This window comes from Corynebacterium afermentans subsp. afermentans, assembly GCF_030408355.1.
Taxonomy (GTDB): Bacteria; Actinomycetota; Actinomycetes; order Mycobacteriales; family Mycobacteriaceae; genus Corynebacterium; species Corynebacterium afermentans.
This window is the reverse complement of the sequence record NZ_CP046606.1, coordinates 176,746-194,285: the sequence shown is the minus strand read 5'-3', so window position 1 is coordinate 194,285 and position 17,540 is coordinate 176,746. Positions and strand designations below refer to the sequence as shown.

Sequence of the window (17,540 nt, the reverse complement as noted above, 5' to 3'; positions counted from 1 at the left end):
ATCGTGCCTGGTCGGCACAAACGGGCGGCGGGATTTGTCAGCGCCGCCGCGCTACACCAGGAGCTCGGCGATCTGGATGGTGTTTAGCGCCGCGCCCTTGCGCAGGTTGTCGCCGGCGACGACGAGCACGAGCCCGCGGCCGCCGTCGACGGACTGGTCCTGGCGGATGCGGCCAACCAGAGACTCGTCGATGCCGGTGGCGGCGCGCGGCGTCGGCACGTCCACCACTTTCACGCCCGGCGCGCCCGCCAGGGTTTCCTCCGCCTGCTGCGGGGTGACGGCCTGCTCGAACTCGGCGTGCACGACCATCGTGTGGCCGGTGAACACTGGCACGCGCACGCACGTGCCCGCCACCTTCAGCTCCGGGATCCCCAGGATCTTGCGCGATTCGTTGCGCAGTTTCTGCTCTTCGTCGGTTTCGGCGGAGCCGTCGTCGACAAGCGAGCCCGCAAACGGCAGCGCGTTGAACGCGATGGGCTCCACGTACGGCCCGAGATCGCTTGGCTTATCGACGTCCTCCCGGACCAGCCCACGCGGATCCCCCAGCGCCTCGACCTGGGTGGCCAGCGCCTCGACGCCAGCGAGCCCCGAGCCGGAAACAGCCTGGTAGGAGGCGACGCGGAGGGTGGTCAGGCCGAACGCGTCGTGCAGCGGCTTGAGCACCGGCATCGCCGCCATCGTGGTGCAGTTCGGGTTGGCGATGATGCCCTTGGGCAGCTCGCGCGCGGCCTCCGGGTTGACCTCGGAGACGATCAGCGGGACCTCGTCGTCCTTGCGCCACGCCGAGGAGTTGTCCACCACGGTCGCGCCCGCGGCGGCGAACACCGGCGCCCACTCGCGCGAGGTGGACCCGCCGGCGGAGAACAGGGCGATGTCCACGTCGTTGATGGACTCTTCGGTGACCTGGGTGAGGTCCTCGACGGTGATGTCCTCGCCGCGGAACTCCAGCGTGCTGCCTGCGGAACGCGGAGAGGCGAAGAAGCGCACCTTGTCGGCTGGGAAGTTGCGCTCGGTGAGGATGTCGCGCATCACGCGGCCGACCTGGCCGGTGGCGCCGACGACTGCAAGGGTGGTCATTGAAACCTCTTTCTAACGTCCGGTGCCTGCGTATACCACGGCCAGCTCGTCGCCGCCGAGGTCGAACTTGGTGTGGATGGCGCGCGCGGCCTCAGCCACGTCCGCCTGGCGCACCACGGCGGTGATGCGGATCTCGGAGGTGGTGATCATCTCGATGTTGATGCCGGCGTCGCGCAGCGCGTCGCAGAAGTCGGCGGTGACCCCCGGGTGGGACTTCATGCCGGCACCGACGAGGGAGACTTTGCCGATCTGGTCGTCGTAGCTCAAATCCTCCCAGCCCTCGGTGGCCTGCAGGACGCGCAGTTTCTCCATGGTGCGCGCGCCGTCAGCCTTGGGCAGGGTGAAGGTGATGTCGGTCTTGTTGTCGTGCGAGTTGGAGATGTTCTGGATCACCATGTCGATGTTGACTTCGCCGTCGGCGAGCTCGCGGAAGACCTTGGCGGCCTCGCCGACCTCGTCTTTGATGCCCAGGATGGTGATCTTGGCCTCCGAGTCGTCGGTGGCTACGCCGGAAAGTACTGCTTCTTCCATGGGGATATCCTCCAATGCTCCGGCGACCAGGGTGCCGGTATTTGTGCTGTAAGACGAGCGCACCCGCATGGGCACGTTGAACGCGCGGGCGTACTCCACGCTGCGCAACACCAGGATCTTGGACCCGGATGCGGCAAGCTCGAGCATCTCCTCGAAGCAGAGCTTGTCCAGCTTGCGCGCGTCGGGCACGATGCGCGGGTCGGCGGTGTAGACGCCGTCGACGTCGGAGTAGATCTCGCATTCGTCGGCGCCCATCGCCGCGGCTAGGGCCACGGCGGTGGTGTCGGAGCCGCCGCGGCCGAGTGTGGTCACGTCCTTGGTTTCACGGTTCACACCCTGGAAGCCGGCGACGATGGCGATCTTGCCTTCGTCGACTGCCTCCTGCACACGCCCCGGGGTGACTTCGAGGATGCGGGCGTTGCCGTGGCGTTCGGTGGTGATCACGCCGGCCTGGGAGCCGGTGAACGACTGCACCTTCTCCCCCAGCGCGTGCACCGCCATGGCCACCAGCGAGTTGGAGATGCGCTCGCCGGCGGTGAGCAGCATGTCCATTTCGCGCGCGGGCGGGGTGGGGTTGACTTCGGCGGCGAGGTCGAGCAGTTCGTCGGTGGTGTCGCCCATGGCGGAGCAGACCACCACGACGTCGTTGCCGGCGCGGCGCGTGTCCACGATCCGCTGGGCGACGGCCTTGATCCGCTCCGCGCTTTCCAGGGAGGAGCCCCCGTATTTCTGAACGATCAGTGCCATTCGTACCTCCGCGGATCTGGGTGCATTCCAGCGTTCAAGAATAGCGTCCCAAAACCGCCGTTTCAGCCACTCGAGTTAATATCATTCACCGTGCACAACAATTTTCTCGCCGTCGCGTTCGCGCTGATCTCGGCCGCGACCATGGCGGCGGGGACCGTGTGGCGCCACCGCATCATGCGCGCGGGCGCCTCGGAGGGGGAGAACAACGACTCCCCCATGCAGTCCATCAAGCGCCCGGCGTGGTGGGCGTCGATGGGCATCGCGTTTGTGGCGTACGGCTTCCAGGCGGCGGCGCTGGCATTCGGGTCCCTGCTGGTGGTGCAGCCGATCCTGGCGCTGTCTTTGATGCTCACGTTGCTGTTTTCGGCGTGGGCGGACAAGCGCCACATGCACACCGCGGAGGCGTTTTGGGCGGTGCTGCTGACCGCGAGTGTGGGCGGGGTGGTCGTACTCGGCCGCCCGCTGCCCGGCGAGCGCGACCCCGCCACCTGGGAGTGGGGTGTTGTCGTGGGCACCGCGGTCGCGATCATCGCGGCCTCCTACGCCATTGCTTCTCGACGTCCTCCGGCCTCCAAAGCCCTCATCTTCGGCTCAGCCTGCGGCGCCATGTACGGCTACCAGGCCGTGTTTTCCAAAGTGGCGGTCGACGGCTTCGTCCACGGCGGCGTGCCCGGCCTGCTGGCCACGTGGCAGCTGTGGGCCATGCTGCTGGCGGCCACGGCCGGCACGGTCGTGCAGCAATACGCGTTCGCCGCGGGCAACCTGGCCACCTCGCTTCCGGCGTCGAAGATCATCGAGCCGCTCGTCGCGTTTTCCCTGGGCGTGTTTTTGCTCGGCGAATCTTTCCGTGTTGATTCGGCTGCCGGGTGGGCGGCCGTTGGGACGTCGATAGGCGTAATGCTCGTCTCCGCCGCGATGCTTACACGCGTATCCATCCGATGACCGCGGGTGGATATAAATCCCGCGCGACAACACCTGCCTGACGTAAGGTGTGCCACATGTCGCACAGGGCGCTTCTCCTTCTACGCCGCGGCGGGAATCAGGCCAGCTAACACGGCCGGCACCCCGTCGCGGAGTTTCTGTTGGCCGGCCGTGGAACACCCCCAACAAAGGAGAGCTCCAATGACCGACTTTTTCGCACCCCGCGAGATCCAAACCCCCTCCGGCCCGCGAGGCGACGGCCAGCCCGCGTGGAACAAGCAGCGCGGCTCGCAGATGCCGGTAGAGCGCTACCTCACCTTCGCCGAAGAAGTCGAAGACATCCAGCTGCCGGACCGCACCTGGCCCGACAAGAAAATCACCAGCGCGCCGCAGTGGTGCGCCGTGGACCTGCGCGACGGCAACCAAGCGCTAATCGACCCGATGAGCCCCGAACGCAAACGCCGCATGTTCAACCTGCTGGTGGAAACGGGCTTCAAAGAGATCGAGGTCGGCTTCCCGTCCGCCTCCCAAACGGACTTCGACTTCGTCCGCGAGATCATTGAAAAGGACATGATCCCCGACGACGTGACCATCCAGGTCCTCGTGCAAGCTCGCGAGCACCTGATCCGCCGCACCTTCGAGGCCTGCGCCGGCGCGAAGAACGTCATCGTGCACTTCTACAACTCCACCTCGAAGCTGCAGCGCCGCGCGGTCTTCCGCAAGGACCGCGACGCGATTAAGAAGCTGGCCACCGACGCCGCCGCCTTGATCAAGACCATCGCCGCCGACTACCCCGACACCAACTGGCGCTGGGAATACTCGCCCGAGTCCTTCACCGGCACCGAGCTGGACTTTGCCAAAGAGGTCTGCGACGCGGTCGTGGACGTCATGGCGCCGACGCCGGAGAACCCGATGATCATCAACCTGCCGTCCACGGTGGAGATGATCACCCCGAACGTCTACGCCGACTCCATCGAGTGGATGCACCGCAACTTGAACAACCGCGAGTCCATCATCATCTCCCTGCACCCGCACAACGACCGCGGCACCGGTGTGGCCGCGGCCGAGCTGGGGTATATGGCCGGCGGCGACCGCATCGAGGGCTGCCTGTTCGGCAACGGCGAGCGCACCGGCAACGTCGACCTGGTCACCCTGGGGTTGAACATGCTCACCCAGGGCGTGGACCCGCAAATCGACTTCTCCGACATCACCCGCATCCGCGAAGTCGTCGAGTACTGCAACCAGCTGCGCGTGCCGGAGCGCCACCCCTACGGCGGCGACCTGGTCTTCACCGCGTTCTCCGGCTCCCACCAAGACGCGATTAATAAGGGGCTGGACGCGTTGGCGCAGACCGTGCGCCCGGACGCCACCAGCTCCGATGTCACCTGGGAAGAGCTGAGCGAAACCACCTGGGAGGTGCCGTACCTGCCCATCGACCCGAAGGACGTCGGCCGCACCTACGAGGCCGTGATCCGCGTGAACTCGCAGTCCGGCAAGGGCGGGGTGGCCTACATCATGAAGACGGACCACGGCATCAACATGCCGCGCGCCATGCAGCCGGAGTTTTCCGCCATCGTGCAAAACATCACCGACTCGGAGGGCGGCGAGGTCAACTCGAAGAACATGTGGGACGTCTTCGCCACCACCTACCTGGACCTGGATTCGCCGCTGGAGCTGGCACACTACCGCATCGACGCCGCCGAGGAGGAAGGCCAGGACACCCGCGTGGAGGCCACGGTGGTCTACGAAGGCGCGTCCCGTGAGGTCGCGGGCACCGGCAACGGCCCGATCGCAGCGTTCGCGAACGCGCTGGAGCACGTCGGCATCGACTTTGAGGTGCAGGACTACTCGCAGCGCGCCCGCACCGCCGGCGACGACGCGGACGCGGTCTGCTACATCCACGCAGACGTCGACGGCACCTCCGCGTGGGGTGTGGGTATCGCCGGGTCGACCACACGCGCGTCGCTGGAGGCGATCGTCTCGGCAGTCAACCGCTCGACTGCCGCAAACTAGCCCCCGCGCGCTATACTTGCGTGACTTGACCACACATTTCAGCGGGAGGTTGCGTGATGGCTATGTACGAGGTGCCTGCGGGCACCCGTCGCCTCCCCGTGGAGCGTTTGCCTATCGACGCCCCTTCGGCCACCCTCACCCCGGACCTCGACGTAGTGGTGGACGGTGAAGTCGTCGGCTCGGTGGAGGACGCGGAGCTGGCCCAGCTGGCCGCGGCTGGCGTGACCCCGGTGGTGGCCACCGACGGCGGTGCGGTTGTACTGCCGCCAGCGGGTCAGGTGCTGCCAGTGAACACCCCGCCGCGCGAGCCTTGGGCACTGCTGCCCGCTGGCGAGCGCTACGTGGCTGAACTGCACGAAGAGCTGCCGGTGGAGGCGCCGGCGCAGGTGCTGGTGTCGATGGGTTTCGACGATGCCGGCGACATCGAGCTGTGCGTCGACGGCGACATTGTCGGCGAGCTGGACCCGGCCGCCGGCGAGGCGCTGACCCCAACGCTGCGGCGTTTAGAAGACCGCGGGCTTATCGCGGTGGCGCGCGGCTACACCACCGCGGTGGTAGGCGGCACCTCACTAGCCGTCATCGCAGGCCCGATCGAAGGCGACGACATCTCTATCTCCCCGCTTCCGCCAGTCGTGCGCGAGGTGGAGGTAGCGCACCCGGGCACGAACTTCTTCGCCACCGTGGACGCGGAAGCCGCGGCTCTGGCGGCGGACACCGAGGAGTCCCCGACGGACGCCACGCGCGAGCCGAGCACGGTCCGCGGCCCGCTGATCGCCGCGACGGTCGTGGCGCTCGTGCTGGCTGGCATCGGCACCGTGGTGATGAGCTCACCGTCGAGCATGCAGCGCGACTCCACCTCGGCGTACCGGGAAACCACGGAGGTCTCGGAGCCGAGCAGCTCTACCGAGTCAACTGAGCCAACGGCGACCACTGAGCCCACCGAGCCCACCGAACCTTCGGAGTCGACCTCTCAGTTCAGCACCGCGCTGCCGGAGAAGGCCCCGGAGCCGGTGGTGGAGGTCCAGCAGCCCGCGCCTGCCCCGCAGCCACAGCAAGCCCCGGTGCAGCGTGCGCCCGCGCCTGCCCCGGCACCCGCGCCGGCGCCGCGTCAGCAGGCACCCGCCCCCGCTCCCGCGCCAGCCCCGGCACCCGAGCCTGCGCCAGCCCCCGCCCCCGCTCCTGCACCTGCGCCAGCGCCTGCCCCGCAACAACAGCAGTACGAATACTCCATCGGCGGGCTGAAGGTGCGCTCCAACACCAGGCTGGATCAGCCCCTGTACGAGGTAGCCGAGCCGTAAGCTACCTTGGAACGATGACTGAGAACGACTACCCCTACGTGGCGCTGTTTACACAGGCCACGGGGATTCACCCGTCGACGGGGCGCCTGCTCACCATCGACGCGGTCACGTTCGACGTCGCCGGGCGCGTGGGCGAGGAGTTCCACGCCGTAGTTAACCCCGCCACCGATCCCGGCCCCGCCCACACCCACGGCCTGACCGCGCACGACTTCGCCCAAGCCCCACGCTTTTCCCGCTTCTTGCGCACGCTGGACAAGCTTCTCGACGGCCGCGTGGTAGTCACCCACGACTCCCCCGTCACCTGGGGATACATTGTTTCCGAGGCGCGCCGCGCCATGAACGCCGCGGCCCGGGCGAACCGTTCGCGCCGCGGCCGCGGCAACAGGCGCCGCCAGCGTGTCGGCCACGTCCCCAAGCCAACCGCGATCGTGGACTTGCTCGCCACCGCCCGCCGGCAGAGCCACATCCCGGTGGACACCCGCATCAACGCCGTGGCCAACCTCGTCGGCGTAGCGTCCACCCCGCCGACCGCTTCCACCGAGCGCATCGGCGAGCCCGAAGCGGACTTCTCACGCGGCCAAACCCTGAAACTGGTGGCCATGCACCTCCAGCTCGCCCCCGGCGGGCTCGTCGAGCTCAACCCCGAGGATCTGGCGCCGGACGCATTCGGGTTGCAGCGCTCGTCGATACGCGTGGATGCGGAAAAAGCCCCCGCCGTCGGCGCGAACCCGGGGCGCCTCGGCAAAGGCGGGCTGCTGCGCGGCATGGAGTTCGTCGTCTCTGACGACATCGCCCTCGACCCCGACGACCTCATCGACGCCGGCGTGCGCGCAGGGCTGACCTACCGCGAAAAGCTCACCCGCGAAACCTCCGTCGCCGTCTCCGACGCCATGGAGCGCGGCGCTGAGCTGCGCGGAAAAGCCATGCACGCCCACCGCAAAGAAATCCCAGTCGTCTCCGGGGAAGAATTCGCGCGGCTAGTCGGCCAGATGGAATCCGCGGAGTAGCCTTGTCCGCATGCAAGGACCCATCTCGCGCATCCGCACCGCGGTAGCCGCCACCGCCGCCAACCTGGCCACGGCCGCCTCGCGCGCCACCGGCCGCGGAGCCGGCGGCATGATCGGCGGCCTCGTCGCCGCAGCGATCGACCCGAACATCATGGCCTCCCTCGGTGGCGGCCGCCCCGCCGTCCTGGTCACCGGCACCAACGGCAAATCCACCACCACCCGCATGCTCGCCGGCGCCGTCGGCACCAAGCACAACGTGGCCACCAACGACGGCGGCGACAACATGGACGCCGGCATCATCTCCGCCCTGCTCGCCGGCAAAGACGCCGACGCCATCGTCCTCGAATGCGACGAGCTGCACGTGCCCAAGGTGGCCGAACGTTTGCAGCCGGCAGCGTTCGTACTGCTCAACCTCACCCGTGACCAGCTCGACCGGGTCGGCGAGATCAACTCCATCGAACGCGCCCTGCGCGCAGCCGTCATGGCCCACCCGGAGGCCACCGTCGTCGCCAACTGCGACGACGTTTTGATCACCTCCATCGCCTACGACCACCCGAACGTCGTCTGGGTTTCCGCCGGCGCCGGCTGGACCGGCGACTCCGTGACCAACCCCCGCTCCGGCGGCCACGTCGTGCGCTCCTCCGTCACGCACGACGACAACGCCACGGGCGAAAGCGACTGGTACGCCGTCGACCCTCTGCCCGACGGCCGCGAATTCCGCCGCCCCACCCCCAAGTACGCGGTCGAGGGGGAAACGTTGGTGGGACCGGAGGGCGTCGCAAAGCTTGAGCTCAAACTCCCCGGCCGCGCCAACCGAGGCAACGCCGCCCAAGCCATCGCCGCCGCCGTCGAAGCGTTCGGCGTCCCCCTCGATGCCGCCGTACACGCCGCCGCTGAGGTGGACAACGTCGCCGGCCGCTACACCACCGTCCACCTCGGCGAGCGCGACGTCCACCTCCTGCTGGCCAAAAACCCCGCCGGCTGGCAGGAGGCGCTGTCCATGGTCGACCGCGACGCCGACGGGGTGGTCATCGCCGTCAACGCGCAACAAGGCGACGGCGAAGACGTCTCCTGGCTCTGGGACGTCAAGTTTGAGGACTTCGGTGACACCCACGTCGTCGCCGCCGGCGAGCGCGCCACCGACCTCGCCGTACGCCTCACCTACGGCGGCATCGACCACGACGTCGTCCACGACGCGATCGCCGCCATCCGCGCCTGCCCGCCCGGGCGCGTCGAGGTGCTGGCCAACTACACCGCGCTGCTCAACCTGCGCCGCGCGCTGACCAAGGAGGAGGACTACCGTGCCTAAACTCACCATCGGCCTCGTCCTGCCCGACGTGTTGGGCACCTACGGCGACGACGGCAACGCCCTTGTCCTGCGCGAGCGTGCGCGCCGCCGCGGCATCGAGGCGTCCATCGAGCGCATTTTGCTTCACGACGACATCCCGCCCTCCTACGACCTCTACACCCTCGGCGGCGGCGAAGACTCCGCCCAACTACTCGCCGCGGCGCGTCTGAGCGCCTCCCCGGGTCTGCAGTCCGCGGCCGCCGACGGCCGGCCAATCTTCGCGGTGTGCGCGGGCCTGCAGGTGCTCGGCCACACGTTCCGCGCGCACGGCGAGGAGGCCGAGGGCGTCGGGCTTCTCGACGTCACCACCACCCCGCTTTCCCGCCGCGCCACCGGCGAACTCGCCTCCGAGCCCACCCGCGCCGGTGTCACCGCCGAGCTTTCCGAGCCGTTGACCGGCTTCGAAAACCACATGGGCGCAACCGTGCTCGGCCCGGACGCGTCTGCGTTGGGGCGCGTGACCCGCGGCGTCGGCAACGGCGACGCGAAGGTCGACGGTGTGGTGCAAGGCAGCGTGATAGCCACCTACATGCATGGCCCGGCGCTGGCCCGAAACCCGCAGCTGGCGGACCTGCTCATCGCCCGCGCGTTGGACATCCCGCTCGCGGAGCTACAGCCGCTTGAGCTCGACGCGGTGACCAAGCTGCGCGAGGAGCGCCTGCGTTAATTCGCGTTGCTTAGGGGCCAGCTCTTCGGGGTCCGAAGAGTTGGTCGAGTGCTCCGCGGTCAGTGTTTTTGATGTGGTAGCCGCGGGGTGAGACCCACCAGGGCGCGCCCCTGATCATGGTGATGTGTCCGCGTTTGTTGCGCCAGGGGTCGTTGTCGTTGATCCGGTTGTGATACCTGCATAGCGGCACCAGGTTGTTCATGTTGGTCAGCCCGCCGTGTTTCCACGCTGTCACGTGGTGGATCTCGGAAGCGTAGGCGCCGTGGCGGCAGCCTGGGAAGGCGCACACGGGTGAGACCATGCAGGCCATATCGCGCTGTTTCTGGTTGGCGAAGCGTTCGGTGTCGTAGAGGTTCACCGCGCCTTCCTCGGGGTGGAAGGCGGCAACCTCCAAGGCTTCGCCGAACTCTTGCTGGAGGTACTCCGCACCCGTCATGCTGGTGCCGTCAGTCAGCGTCAGGATGACGTCGTCGCCGTCACCCGCCATAATCCGGGCGTGCTCCGTGATCGGCACCAGCACGATCGGCCGTGGCGCGGCGGCGACCACCCCGCCAGCCTTACCTTCGACGATGCGCCAGAACGCCTCCTCCATCTGCGCCGCCGCCGGCAGCGTGGCGTCGATGCCTTGCCGCAGGCGGTGCTCTAAGTCGGCTGCTTTGCGGTCGGTGGTGTCGATGGTGATGCGCGCCCGCCCGTTCTTCGGTTGCGAGAACGCCACTTGTTTCTTCTTAGGGGCATTGTCCTCGCGGGGCACGATCTCTCGTGCGGCGCGTTCGATCGCGCGGTACCCGCCGGTGACATCCAACAGTTCCAGCCGCAGCCGCCACCGCTCGCCGGCATCCTTCACCACGGCAACACGTCGTTCGATCAGCGCGAGCTCGTCCAGGGAGAACCCGCGGGCTTTCTGCGCGGCTTCCGATTGCTTGCGGGTGAATTTCGTTGTCCCGTAGTAGACGTCCTGCATCTGATCCCACGCACGCGCCCGATCCGGCGCCATCCCGGCAGCAAGCGCAACCGGCAGGTCAAAGTGCCGCAGCGTCTCCATGGATACTGCGGACATCGCCTGGATGAATGCGTCGAACGAGTTCATGGCCACAGACCCTAAACCCAACGCAACCCCATCCCGGACCGCCCTGTGGAATTTGCAACACCACCCCTGTGGATAACCGGCATTCTCGCAGTAAAAAGGGGGGCTAAAGCTGCAGACGCCCGGTAAGCGCGCGGGAGAGCGTGAGCTCATCGACAAACTCCAAGTCCCCGCCCAACGGCATGCCGGAGGCGAGCCGCGAAATGGTCAGGTCCGGGAAGTCCTTGAGCAGGCGCACGAGATACGACGCGGTCGCCTCGCCCTCGGTGTCGGGGTCGGTGGCCAAGATGACCTCGCTTACCGCCGGCGCCTCGGTGCCCTCCAGGTCCGGCAGGACACCGCCGATGCGCTGCAACAGCGGCGCGATCGCGAGGTCTTTCGGCCCGACGTTCGCCAGCGGGTCCAGCGCCCCACCGAGCACGTGGTAGCGGCCGGAGTATTCGCCGGTGCGCTCGATGACCTGGATGTCTTTCGCGTCTTCCACCACGCACACGAGCGCTTTGTCGCGCCCCGAATCGGCGCAGATGCGGCAGACGTCCTCGCGCGAGACGTTGTTGCAGATGCGGCAGAACGTCACCCCGTCGCGCACGGCAGCCAATGCGGCGCGCAGCCTATCGACGTCCTCCGGTTCCTCCTTCAACAAGTGAAACGCGATCCGTTGCGCGGACTTCGGTCCGACACCGGGGAGGCGCGATAGCTCGTCGATAAGGTCCTGCAGTGGTCCTTCGAACACGGCGTCCTTTCACAAAAGAAAACGCGCCCGACCGCAAAGGGGCCGGACGCGGTTAAGCGGGAGTTAGATGATGCCGCCGAACGGGACCTCGCCCGGGCCTGCCTGCGGTGCGCCGCCCTGCGGTGCGCCGCCGCCCATCGCGCCGCCGGTCAGCGGGGCGATCTTCTCCTCGGCGAGCTTGCCGGCCTGGTTGTGGGCGTCGCGGTACGCGGCGAGGATGAGGTCCTGCAGCGACTCGATGTCGTCGGCGTCGACGGCCTCCGGCTTGATTTTGATGTCGGTGATCTCGGCGCCGCCGGTCATGGTGACGGTGACGAGTTCGCCGCCGGCGGTGCCGGTGACCTCGGTCTGCAGAAGTTCCATCTGCGCCTGCTGGAGGGCGGCCTGCACCTCGGCGGCCTGGCTGATGAGTTCCTGCATATCTTGCGGCTGGGTCATGGTTGTCCCCTTTCGTTCACTGATAGTTCTCGCGCCAGTCTACAACGGCTTCGCGCCGAGCTGGGCGGCGAGCAGGTCCATCGCCACTTCGGTGGCGTCGCGGCGGTCCGCGGTGCCTGTCTCGGCGCGCGCCTGGTCGGCCATGTCGCGTTCTTCGTCCTCGCGGGTGTATTCGGGCGGCGCCTCCTCCTCGTAGTTGTACGGCTCGGGCGGCGGCGGGATTTCGTCGCGTTCACGCTTGGCTTTTTCGGCGGCTTTTTGGCTGGCGGCCAGGGCGGCGGAGCGCCAGTCGTCCTCGCGCTTGGCAGGCATCGACGGGGTTGGCTGCGGTGCTGGTGCCTGCGGTGCCTGCTGCTGCGTCTGCTGGCCGGCCGGTGCGGGCCCGCCGATCTGGGCGGGCGCGTCCCAGCCTGCGGTCGAGGCGGGCGCGGGGTCGTCGGAATCTGAGCCGTCCGAGCTGTCAGAGTCGCCCGCACCGCCTGAGCCCTCATTGGTCTCCGCGCCCGGGTTCCACACCTCGCGCTTGGCGGGGCGGCGCAGGTTCGCGGTCGCCGGGTCGGTGCCGATAACGCATCGCACCTGCATCTTCGCCCCGAGCTTCTCGGAGAGCACGGTGGCGATGTCGGCGTTGTTCTTTTCGGCGTTGATGCGCTCGGCCAGCGCGCCGGTGTGGTGGCCGACCACGAGCACGTCGTCGTCGAAGCCGAGCGGTGTGGCCTCGGTGAGCATGATCTCGGCAACCTTGTTGCGCTCGCCGACGGACTGGCGTAGCCGCGTCCAATCCTTGTCGATGCGCTCAAACAACTCGTCGGTGTCTGGCGCTTGGTGTTCCTGCGGCTGCTCGACAGGCTGCGGGCGCGGGTCCGGCGCCGGCTGCTCCGGCTCAGGCTGTGCGGGTGCCTGCTGCTCCTGCTGGCGGCCCTTCGACGCGGCCGCGGCAGCTGCGGCGGCCGCCGCGGCCGCGCCTCCGCCCGCACGCGCAGGGCTGGGTTGCTGCGGCTGCTGCGCCTGTTGCGGCTGCGTGGACTGGGACGGCGCAGGAGAAGCCGCAGGCTGGGGCAGCTCGGCCCCGCCGGCCGGCTGCAGGGTCAGCAGGTGGGCGGCCATGATCTCTAGCAGCAGGCGCGGGGAGGTTGCGCCACGCAGGCTCGCGATGCGGTCGTTGACCTCGGACGCCAGCAGCGCCAGGTGCTGCGGGGAAAACTGGTGGGCTTCTTGGGTGAGGATGTCGGCGCGGTCCGAAGGTGCGTCGACAAGCCCTTGCCCGAAGGCATCCGGGACGGTGCGGATAAGCAGCAGGTCGCGCATGCGGTCTAGCAGGTCGAGGGCGAAGCGGCGGGGCTCGTGGCCGGACTCGATGACCTGGTCGATGGTGCGGTACATCGCGCCCGCGTCACGGTCCGCCAAAGCGTCGACGGCGGCGTCCAGCAGCGTCAGGTCCGTCACCCCGAGAAGCGGCAGGGCCAGCTCGTAGGTCAGGCCGTCCTCGCCGGCGCCGGAGAGCATCTGGTCCAGGATCGAAAGGGTGTCGCGCGGCGAGCCGCCGCCGGCGCGGATGACCAGCGGGTAGACGTTCTCGTCAACGTGGACGCCTTCTTCTTCCACCACGTGCTGCACCAGCTCGCGCATCGCCTGCGGCGCCAGCAGCCTGAACGGGTAGTTGTGGGTGCGCGAGCGGATAGTGCCCAGCATCTTCTCCGGCTCGGTGGTGGCGAAGATGAAAATCAGGTGGGCGGGCGGCTCCTCCACGATCTTCAGCAGGGCGTTGTTGCCCTCTTTGGTGATCATGTGGGCCTCGTCGATGATGAAGACGCGGTAGCGCGACTCCGCCGGCGCGAAAAGGGCGCGCTCTCGCAGTTCGCGCATATCCTCCACGCCGCCGTGGGAGGCGGCGTCGAGCTCCATCACGTCCAGGTTGCCGGTGCCGCCCGGCGCAAGCGCGACGCAGGATTCGCACACGCCGCAGGGGGTGGAGGTGGGCCCCTCGGCACAGTTCAACGAGCGCGCCAGGATGCGCGCCGAGGATGTCTTTCCGCAGCCGCGCGGGCCGGAAAAGAGGTAGGCGTGCGAGATCCGCCCGTTGTCCAGGGCGGTTGAAAGGGGGCGGGTCACCTGCTCTTGGCCGATGACCTCGCCGAACGTTGCGGGGCGGTATTTCCTGTACAGAGCCACGCGGGCAAGTCTAGCCCGCCTGCGCCTCCGCAGCTTCCACGCAGGCGAGCAGCACGCAGGTGGCAACGCCGTCCATGGCGGTGCGCACCTCGTCCAGCGGCGGCAGCGAGGGCGCGAGGCGGATGTTCTGGTCGTTCTCGTCCACGCCGTGCGGGAAGGAGGCGCCGGCTTTGGTCAGGGTGATGCCGGCGTCCTTGGCCAGCTCCCACACGCGGGTGGCGGAGCCGTCCAGCACGTCGAGGGAGATGAAGTAGCCGCCTTCCGGCTCGGTCCACTCGGCTACCCCAAACTCGCCGAGGCGGTCGCCAAGGATCCCAATGACGGCCTCGAATTTGGGCGCCAGCGAGTTGGCGTGGTGTTTCATGAGCGTGTGCAACCCTTGGACGTCGCCAAGCAAACGCGCATGTGCAAGTTGGTTGACCTTGTTCGGGCCAATGCCGCGGATGGAGGCGTGGGAGGCGTACCACTCCAAGTTGGCCTTCGAGGAAGCGAAGAATGCCACGCCGGAGCCGGCGAGGGTGATTTTGGAGGTGGACGACATGTACCAGAAGCGGTTCGGGTTGCCGTGCTTTTGCGCCAGCGCGATCACGTCGGGGTTGTCCGGCAGCGCGCCGGTAAGCGTGTGGATGGCGTAGGCGTTGTCCCAGACGATGCGGAAGTCTTCAGCCGCGGTTTCCATCGCGGCAAGCTTCTCGACGACCTCCGGCGCGAACGTCACCCCCGTCGGGTTGCCGTAAATCGGCACCGTCCACATGCCCTTGACCTGCGGATCTTTCACCAGTTCCTCGACGGCGTCCATGTCCGGGCCGGTCGGGGTCATGGGCACCTGGACCATCTCGAAGCCGAAGTGCTCGGTGATGGCGAAGTGGCGGTCGTAGCCCGGGACGGGGCAGATCCACTTGACGCGCTCCTCGTCCTTCCACGGGCGCGGCGAGTCGTTGGTGCCCCATATATACGACCAGGAGATCAGGTCGAACATGATGTTCAGGCTGGAAGAATCGCCGGCGATGAGGTTGTCCGGATCGATGCCTAACGCCTCGGCCCACAGTTCGCGGATGTCGGCGATGCCGGTCAGGCCCCCGTAGTTGCGCACGTCCGCGCCGGTGTTGTCGGTGTAATCGCCCTCCCCCGGCAGGGAGAGCAGGGCGTTGGAGAAGTCGAGCTGCTCGCTCGACGGCTTGCCGCGCGTGAGGTCCAGGTTGAGGTTGCGGGCCTTGAGCTCGTCGTACTGCTGACGGGTGCGCTGGGCCAGCTCGGAGAACTGAGTGGGATCAAGATCCGAAAGAGACATGGGTTACATCGTAGCGCGCATTAAAAAGGGACCCCACGCACCTGCCAGAGCTCGCTGACCCTTGCTGCGTTCCCGCCCTGGGGGAGTTCACAAGATAACACCGCGTGGGATCCTGCCCGCTACTGTAGCCATGTTGCCCCTCCAGAAACAAGCCAAGGGCGCATAAGCCGGATGCGCTGCGGTTTTGGCCGTGGGCGCTGGGTGGTCTAATATATCGCAAGACGCTTTCGAGCGTCGCTGGAGGATTCGACTAGCGGCCTATGTCACACGCCTGGAACGCGTGCGGGTTTCACGACCCTCGTGGGTTCAAATCCCACATCCTCCGCCACAAGCCGGTACCCCACGGGGTGCCGGCTTTTGCGTTGCCGCAAGTAAACTCCGCGCGAACTTCCGGCGAATTCCCAGCTACATCGCCCTCCCCCGGTAGCAGACCGGGCGCGCAGAGCCCACACTGTGGGGCGTGTACGGGTGTGAGCGGAGGCAACCGGAGGGCGTCGATAGGCAAAAGCGCCTGTCTCGACGCGGCTTTTTGCGCACCGCCGCTGTGGCGACGTCGGCGGCGGGTGCGGCGGTGGCGGTGCCGAGTGCGCAATCGCAGAGCACGCTGCCGACGAAGCCGGTGCCCGTGGAGATGGAGCTCGCGCCGCTGCCGTTTGTGCACGGCGTGGCCTCCGGCGACCCGCTGCCGGACGCGGTGGTGATCTGGACGCGCATCACCCCCGACGAGCAGGCGATGCCCGGCTCCGGCGGCGGCACCAACACCCGGGTGCGCTGGCGGGTCGCGCGCGACGCGCAGCTTCGCGACGTCATCGCCGAAGGCGAGACCGAAAGCCGCGCAGAGCGCGACCACACCATCCACGTCGACGTGTCCGGCCTGGAACCGGACACCGTCTACTACTACGCATTCACCGTGGCCAACGGCCCGCACGAGGGTGCTGCCTCCCCGCTCGGCCGCACCAAAACCGCCCCCGTTGGGCACGTGGACCGGCAGCGCTGGGCCGTGGCGTCGTGCGCCAACTGGGAATCCGGCTTCTTCACCGCCTACAAGGACATGGCGGCCCGCGCCTGGGACGGCGAGCTGGACCTGACCGTCTTCCTCGGCGACTACATCTACGAATACGCCCAGTACGAATACGCAGGCTACGGACCCGTGCGCCTGCACCAACCCGCCCACGAAATTGTCGCCCTGGCGGACTACCGCACCCGCTACGGCCGCTACCGCACCGACCCGCACCTGCGCGACGCCCACGCCGCCATGCCGTGGGTGGTGGTGTGGGACGACCACGAAATCGCCAACAACAACTGGCGCGACGGCGCCGACAACCACAACGCGGACGAGGGCGACTTCCACACCCGCCGCGACGCCGCCATGCGCGCCTACTACGAGTGGATGCCGGTGCGCCTGACCGAAACCTCCGACGAGGGCCACATCTACCGCTCCCTACAGTTCGGCAACCTGGTGGAGCTGACCATCATGGACCTGCGCACCTACCGCGACAAGGAGTTCTGGCGCGGCGGCGCCCGCCAGACCGGCGACGCGCGCACGATGCTCGGCTCCGAGCAGTACGACTGGCTCATCGACACCCTCGAGCACTCCACCGCGACGTGGAACGCGCTGGGCAACTCGGTGATGTTCTCCCCGCTGCACATCGGCGCGACGTTTAACCATGCGGCCACGCGTCCCGTCGCTAAGTCGCTCAGCGCGAATATTGTGCCGGCGCAGGCGCCGCTGCCCGAGCTCAACGACATGCCGCTCAACGGCGACCAGTGGGACGGCTACGACTTCGAGCGCCGCCGCCTGATCAACGCCCTGGGACGTTTGGGCAAGCAGCCGATCTTCCTCACCGGCGACATCCACTCCGAGTGGGCGCACACCATCACCCACGGCGGCGACGAGATCGGCTGCGAGATCGTCTGCTCCTCCATCACCGCCCCGAACGTGGCGGAGTCGACGAAAATCCGCGCCGGCCACCCCATCTTCGGCGCGGCGTGCGGCTACCTGCGCGCGGCGAACCCCAGCCTGCACCACGTGGCGCTGGACACGCACGGCTACACGGTTGTGGACATCACGCCCGAGCAGGTGGACGCGCAGTGGCTTCGTGTCCACAACATCTTGGACCCGGCCTCGCCGGTCTCCCCCGGCGCGTCACTGACGTGGCACAAGAGCGAGGGCTTCGGGCAATAGCTTATCGACGAAAAACCAGCCGCCC

General features: G+C 67.8%; 14 protein-coding genes, 1 tRNA gene and 1 other RNA gene. 8 read left to right on the top strand and 8 right to left on the bottom strand.

The window, feature by feature from the left end; translation table 11 throughout:
* Window positions 1–51: 51 nt before the first annotated feature.
* Entirely contained in the window at window positions 52–1,077 is a 1,026-nt protein-coding gene (locus CAFEA_RS00775; RefSeq protein WP_063938742.1) for an aspartate-semialdehyde dehydrogenase, read from the bottom strand.
* A 12-nt stretch (window positions 1,078–1,089) separates the two neighbouring features.
* Window positions 1,090–2,355 carry an aspartate kinase gene (locus CAFEA_RS00770; protein WP_063938741.1) on the bottom strand — a complete coding sequence of 422 codons (1,266 nt, stop codon included), beginning with the start codon at window positions 2,353–2,355 and terminating at the stop codon, window positions 1,090–1,092.
* A 90-nt stretch (window positions 2,356–2,445) separates the two neighbouring features.
* Here CAFEA_RS00770 and CAFEA_RS00765 point away from each other — a divergent pair, with 90 nt between their 5' ends.
* The 6 genes from CAFEA_RS00765 to CAFEA_RS00740 all read left to right on the top strand — a co-directional run bounded on the left by CAFEA_RS00765 (window position 2,446) and on the right by CAFEA_RS00740 (window position 9,609).
* The gene (locus CAFEA_RS00765) at window positions 2,446–3,297 is read left to right on the top strand and encodes a DMT family transporter (RefSeq protein ID WP_034996911.1); all 852 of its coding nucleotides are present in this window, start codon (window positions 2,446–2,448) and stop codon (window positions 3,295–3,297) included.
* Window positions 3,298–3,477: 180 nt separating this feature from the next.
* Entirely contained in the window at window positions 3,478–5,289 is a 1,812-nt protein-coding gene (gene leuA, locus CAFEA_RS00760) for a 2-isopropylmalate synthase (RefSeq protein WP_063938740.1), read from the top strand.
* A gap of 56 nt (window positions 5,290–5,345) precedes the next feature.
* Window positions 5,346–6,587, top strand: a complete 1,242-nt coding sequence (locus CAFEA_RS00755) for a hypothetical protein (protein WP_172796739.1) — start codon at window positions 5,346–5,348, stop codon at window positions 6,585–6,587.
* Between the two features lie 14 nt (window positions 6,588–6,601).
* Window positions 6,602–7,594, top strand: coding sequence for a DNA polymerase III subunit epsilon (locus tag CAFEA_RS00750; protein ID WP_063938738.1), 993 nt, complete (start codon window positions 6,602–6,604; stop codon window positions 7,592–7,594).
* A 10-nt stretch (window positions 7,595–7,604) separates the two neighbouring features.
* Window positions 7,605–8,903 (top strand): MurT ligase domain-containing protein, encoded by a 1,299-nt coding sequence (locus tag CAFEA_RS00745; protein WP_063938737.1) that lies wholly within the window; start codon window positions 7,605–7,607, stop codon window positions 8,901–8,903.
* Window positions 8,896–9,609: a type 1 glutamine amidotransferase gene (locus tag CAFEA_RS00740; RefSeq protein WP_063938736.1), complete on the top strand. Its 714-nt coding sequence runs from the start codon at window positions 8,896–8,898 to the stop codon at window positions 9,607–9,609. Before CAFEA_RS00745 ends, CAFEA_RS00740 begins: the two co-directional genes overlap by 8 nt.
* Before the next feature lie 10 nt (window positions 9,610–9,619).
* On the opposite strand, the gene CAFEA_RS00735 is transcribed toward CAFEA_RS00740, so the two are convergent.
* From CAFEA_RS00735 to ffs, 6 genes are all read right to left on the bottom strand, one after another.
* Window positions 9,620–10,699, bottom strand: a complete 1,080-nt coding sequence (locus CAFEA_RS00735; RefSeq protein WP_063938735.1) for an HNH endonuclease signature motif containing protein — start codon at window positions 10,697–10,699, stop codon at window positions 9,620–9,622.
* A gap of 103 nt (window positions 10,700–10,802) precedes the next feature.
* Entirely contained in the window at window positions 10,803–11,429 is a 627-nt protein-coding gene (gene recR / locus CAFEA_RS00730) for a recombination mediator RecR (protein ID WP_063938734.1), read from the bottom strand.
* Window positions 11,430–11,492: 63 nt separating this feature from the next.
* Window positions 11,493–11,867 (bottom strand): YbaB/EbfC family nucleoid-associated protein, encoded by a 375-nt coding sequence (locus CAFEA_RS00725; protein ID WP_063938733.1) that lies wholly within the window; start codon window positions 11,865–11,867, stop codon window positions 11,493–11,495.
* 39 nt (window positions 11,868–11,906) lie between these two features.
* Window positions 11,907–14,039 carry a DNA polymerase III subunit gamma and tau gene (locus CAFEA_RS00720; protein WP_063938732.1) on the bottom strand — a complete coding sequence of 711 codons (2,133 nt, stop codon included), beginning with the start codon at window positions 14,037–14,039 and terminating at the stop codon, window positions 11,907–11,909.
* Between the two features lie 10 nt (window positions 14,040–14,049).
* Window positions 14,050–15,330 (bottom strand): aspartate aminotransferase type Ic, encoded by a 1,281-nt coding sequence (locus CAFEA_RS00715; RefSeq protein ID WP_063938731.1) that lies wholly within the window; start codon window positions 15,328–15,330, stop codon window positions 14,050–14,052.
* 21 nt (window positions 15,331–15,351) lie between these two features.
* Window positions 15,352–15,447, bottom strand: an RNA gene (gene ffs, locus CAFEA_RS00710) — signal recognition particle sRNA small type.
* Between the two features lie 122 nt (window positions 15,448–15,569).
* Between ffs and CAFEA_RS00705 the strand changes: the two genes are divergently transcribed.
* Window positions 15,570–15,658: transfer RNA gene (locus CAFEA_RS00705), tRNA-Ser, on the top strand.
* 132 nt (window positions 15,659–15,790) lie between these two features.
* Window positions 15,791–17,515 carry an alkaline phosphatase D family protein gene (locus CAFEA_RS00700; RefSeq protein ID WP_238635454.1) on the top strand — a complete coding sequence of 575 codons (1,725 nt, stop codon included), beginning with the start codon at window positions 15,791–15,793 and terminating at the stop codon, window positions 17,513–17,515.
* The last annotated feature ends 25 nt before the right edge of the window (window positions 17,516–17,540 follow it).

What these genes read in the sequence shown, in the direction of transcription:
- CAFEA_RS00770 (WP_063938741.1), bottom strand. Translation starts at nt 2,355, where the DNA reads ATGGCACTGATCGTTCAGAAATACGGGGGCTCCTCCCTGGAAAGCGCG.
- CAFEA_RS00755 (WP_172796739.1), top strand. Translation starts at nt 5,346, where the DNA reads ATGGCTATGTACGAGGTGCCTGCGGGCACCCGTCGCCTCCCCGTGGAG.
- CAFEA_RS00775 (WP_063938742.1), bottom strand. Translation starts at nt 1,077, where the DNA reads ATGACCACCCTTGCAGTCGTCGGCGCCACCGGCCAGGTCGGCCGCGTG.
- CAFEA_RS00715 (WP_063938731.1), bottom strand. Translation starts at nt 15,330, where the DNA reads ATGTCTCTTTCGGATCTTGATCCCACTCAGTTCTCCGAGCTGGCCCAG.
- leuA (WP_063938740.1), top strand. Translation starts at nt 3,478, where the DNA reads ATGACCGACTTTTTCGCACCCCGCGAGATCCAAACCCCCTCCGGCCCG.
- CAFEA_RS00745 (WP_063938737.1), top strand. Translation starts at nt 7,605, where the DNA reads ATGCAAGGACCCATCTCGCGCATCCGCACCGCGGTAGCCGCCACCGCC.
- CAFEA_RS00725 (WP_063938733.1), bottom strand. Translation starts at nt 11,867, where the DNA reads ATGACCCAGCCGCAAGATATGCAGGAACTCATCAGCCAGGCCGCCGAG.
- CAFEA_RS00735 (WP_063938735.1), bottom strand. Translation starts at nt 10,699, where the DNA reads ATGAACTCGTTCGACGCATTCATCCAGGCGATGTCCGCAGTATCCATG.
- CAFEA_RS00750 (WP_063938738.1), top strand. Translation starts at nt 6,602, where the DNA reads ATGACTGAGAACGACTACCCCTACGTGGCGCTGTTTACACAGGCCACG.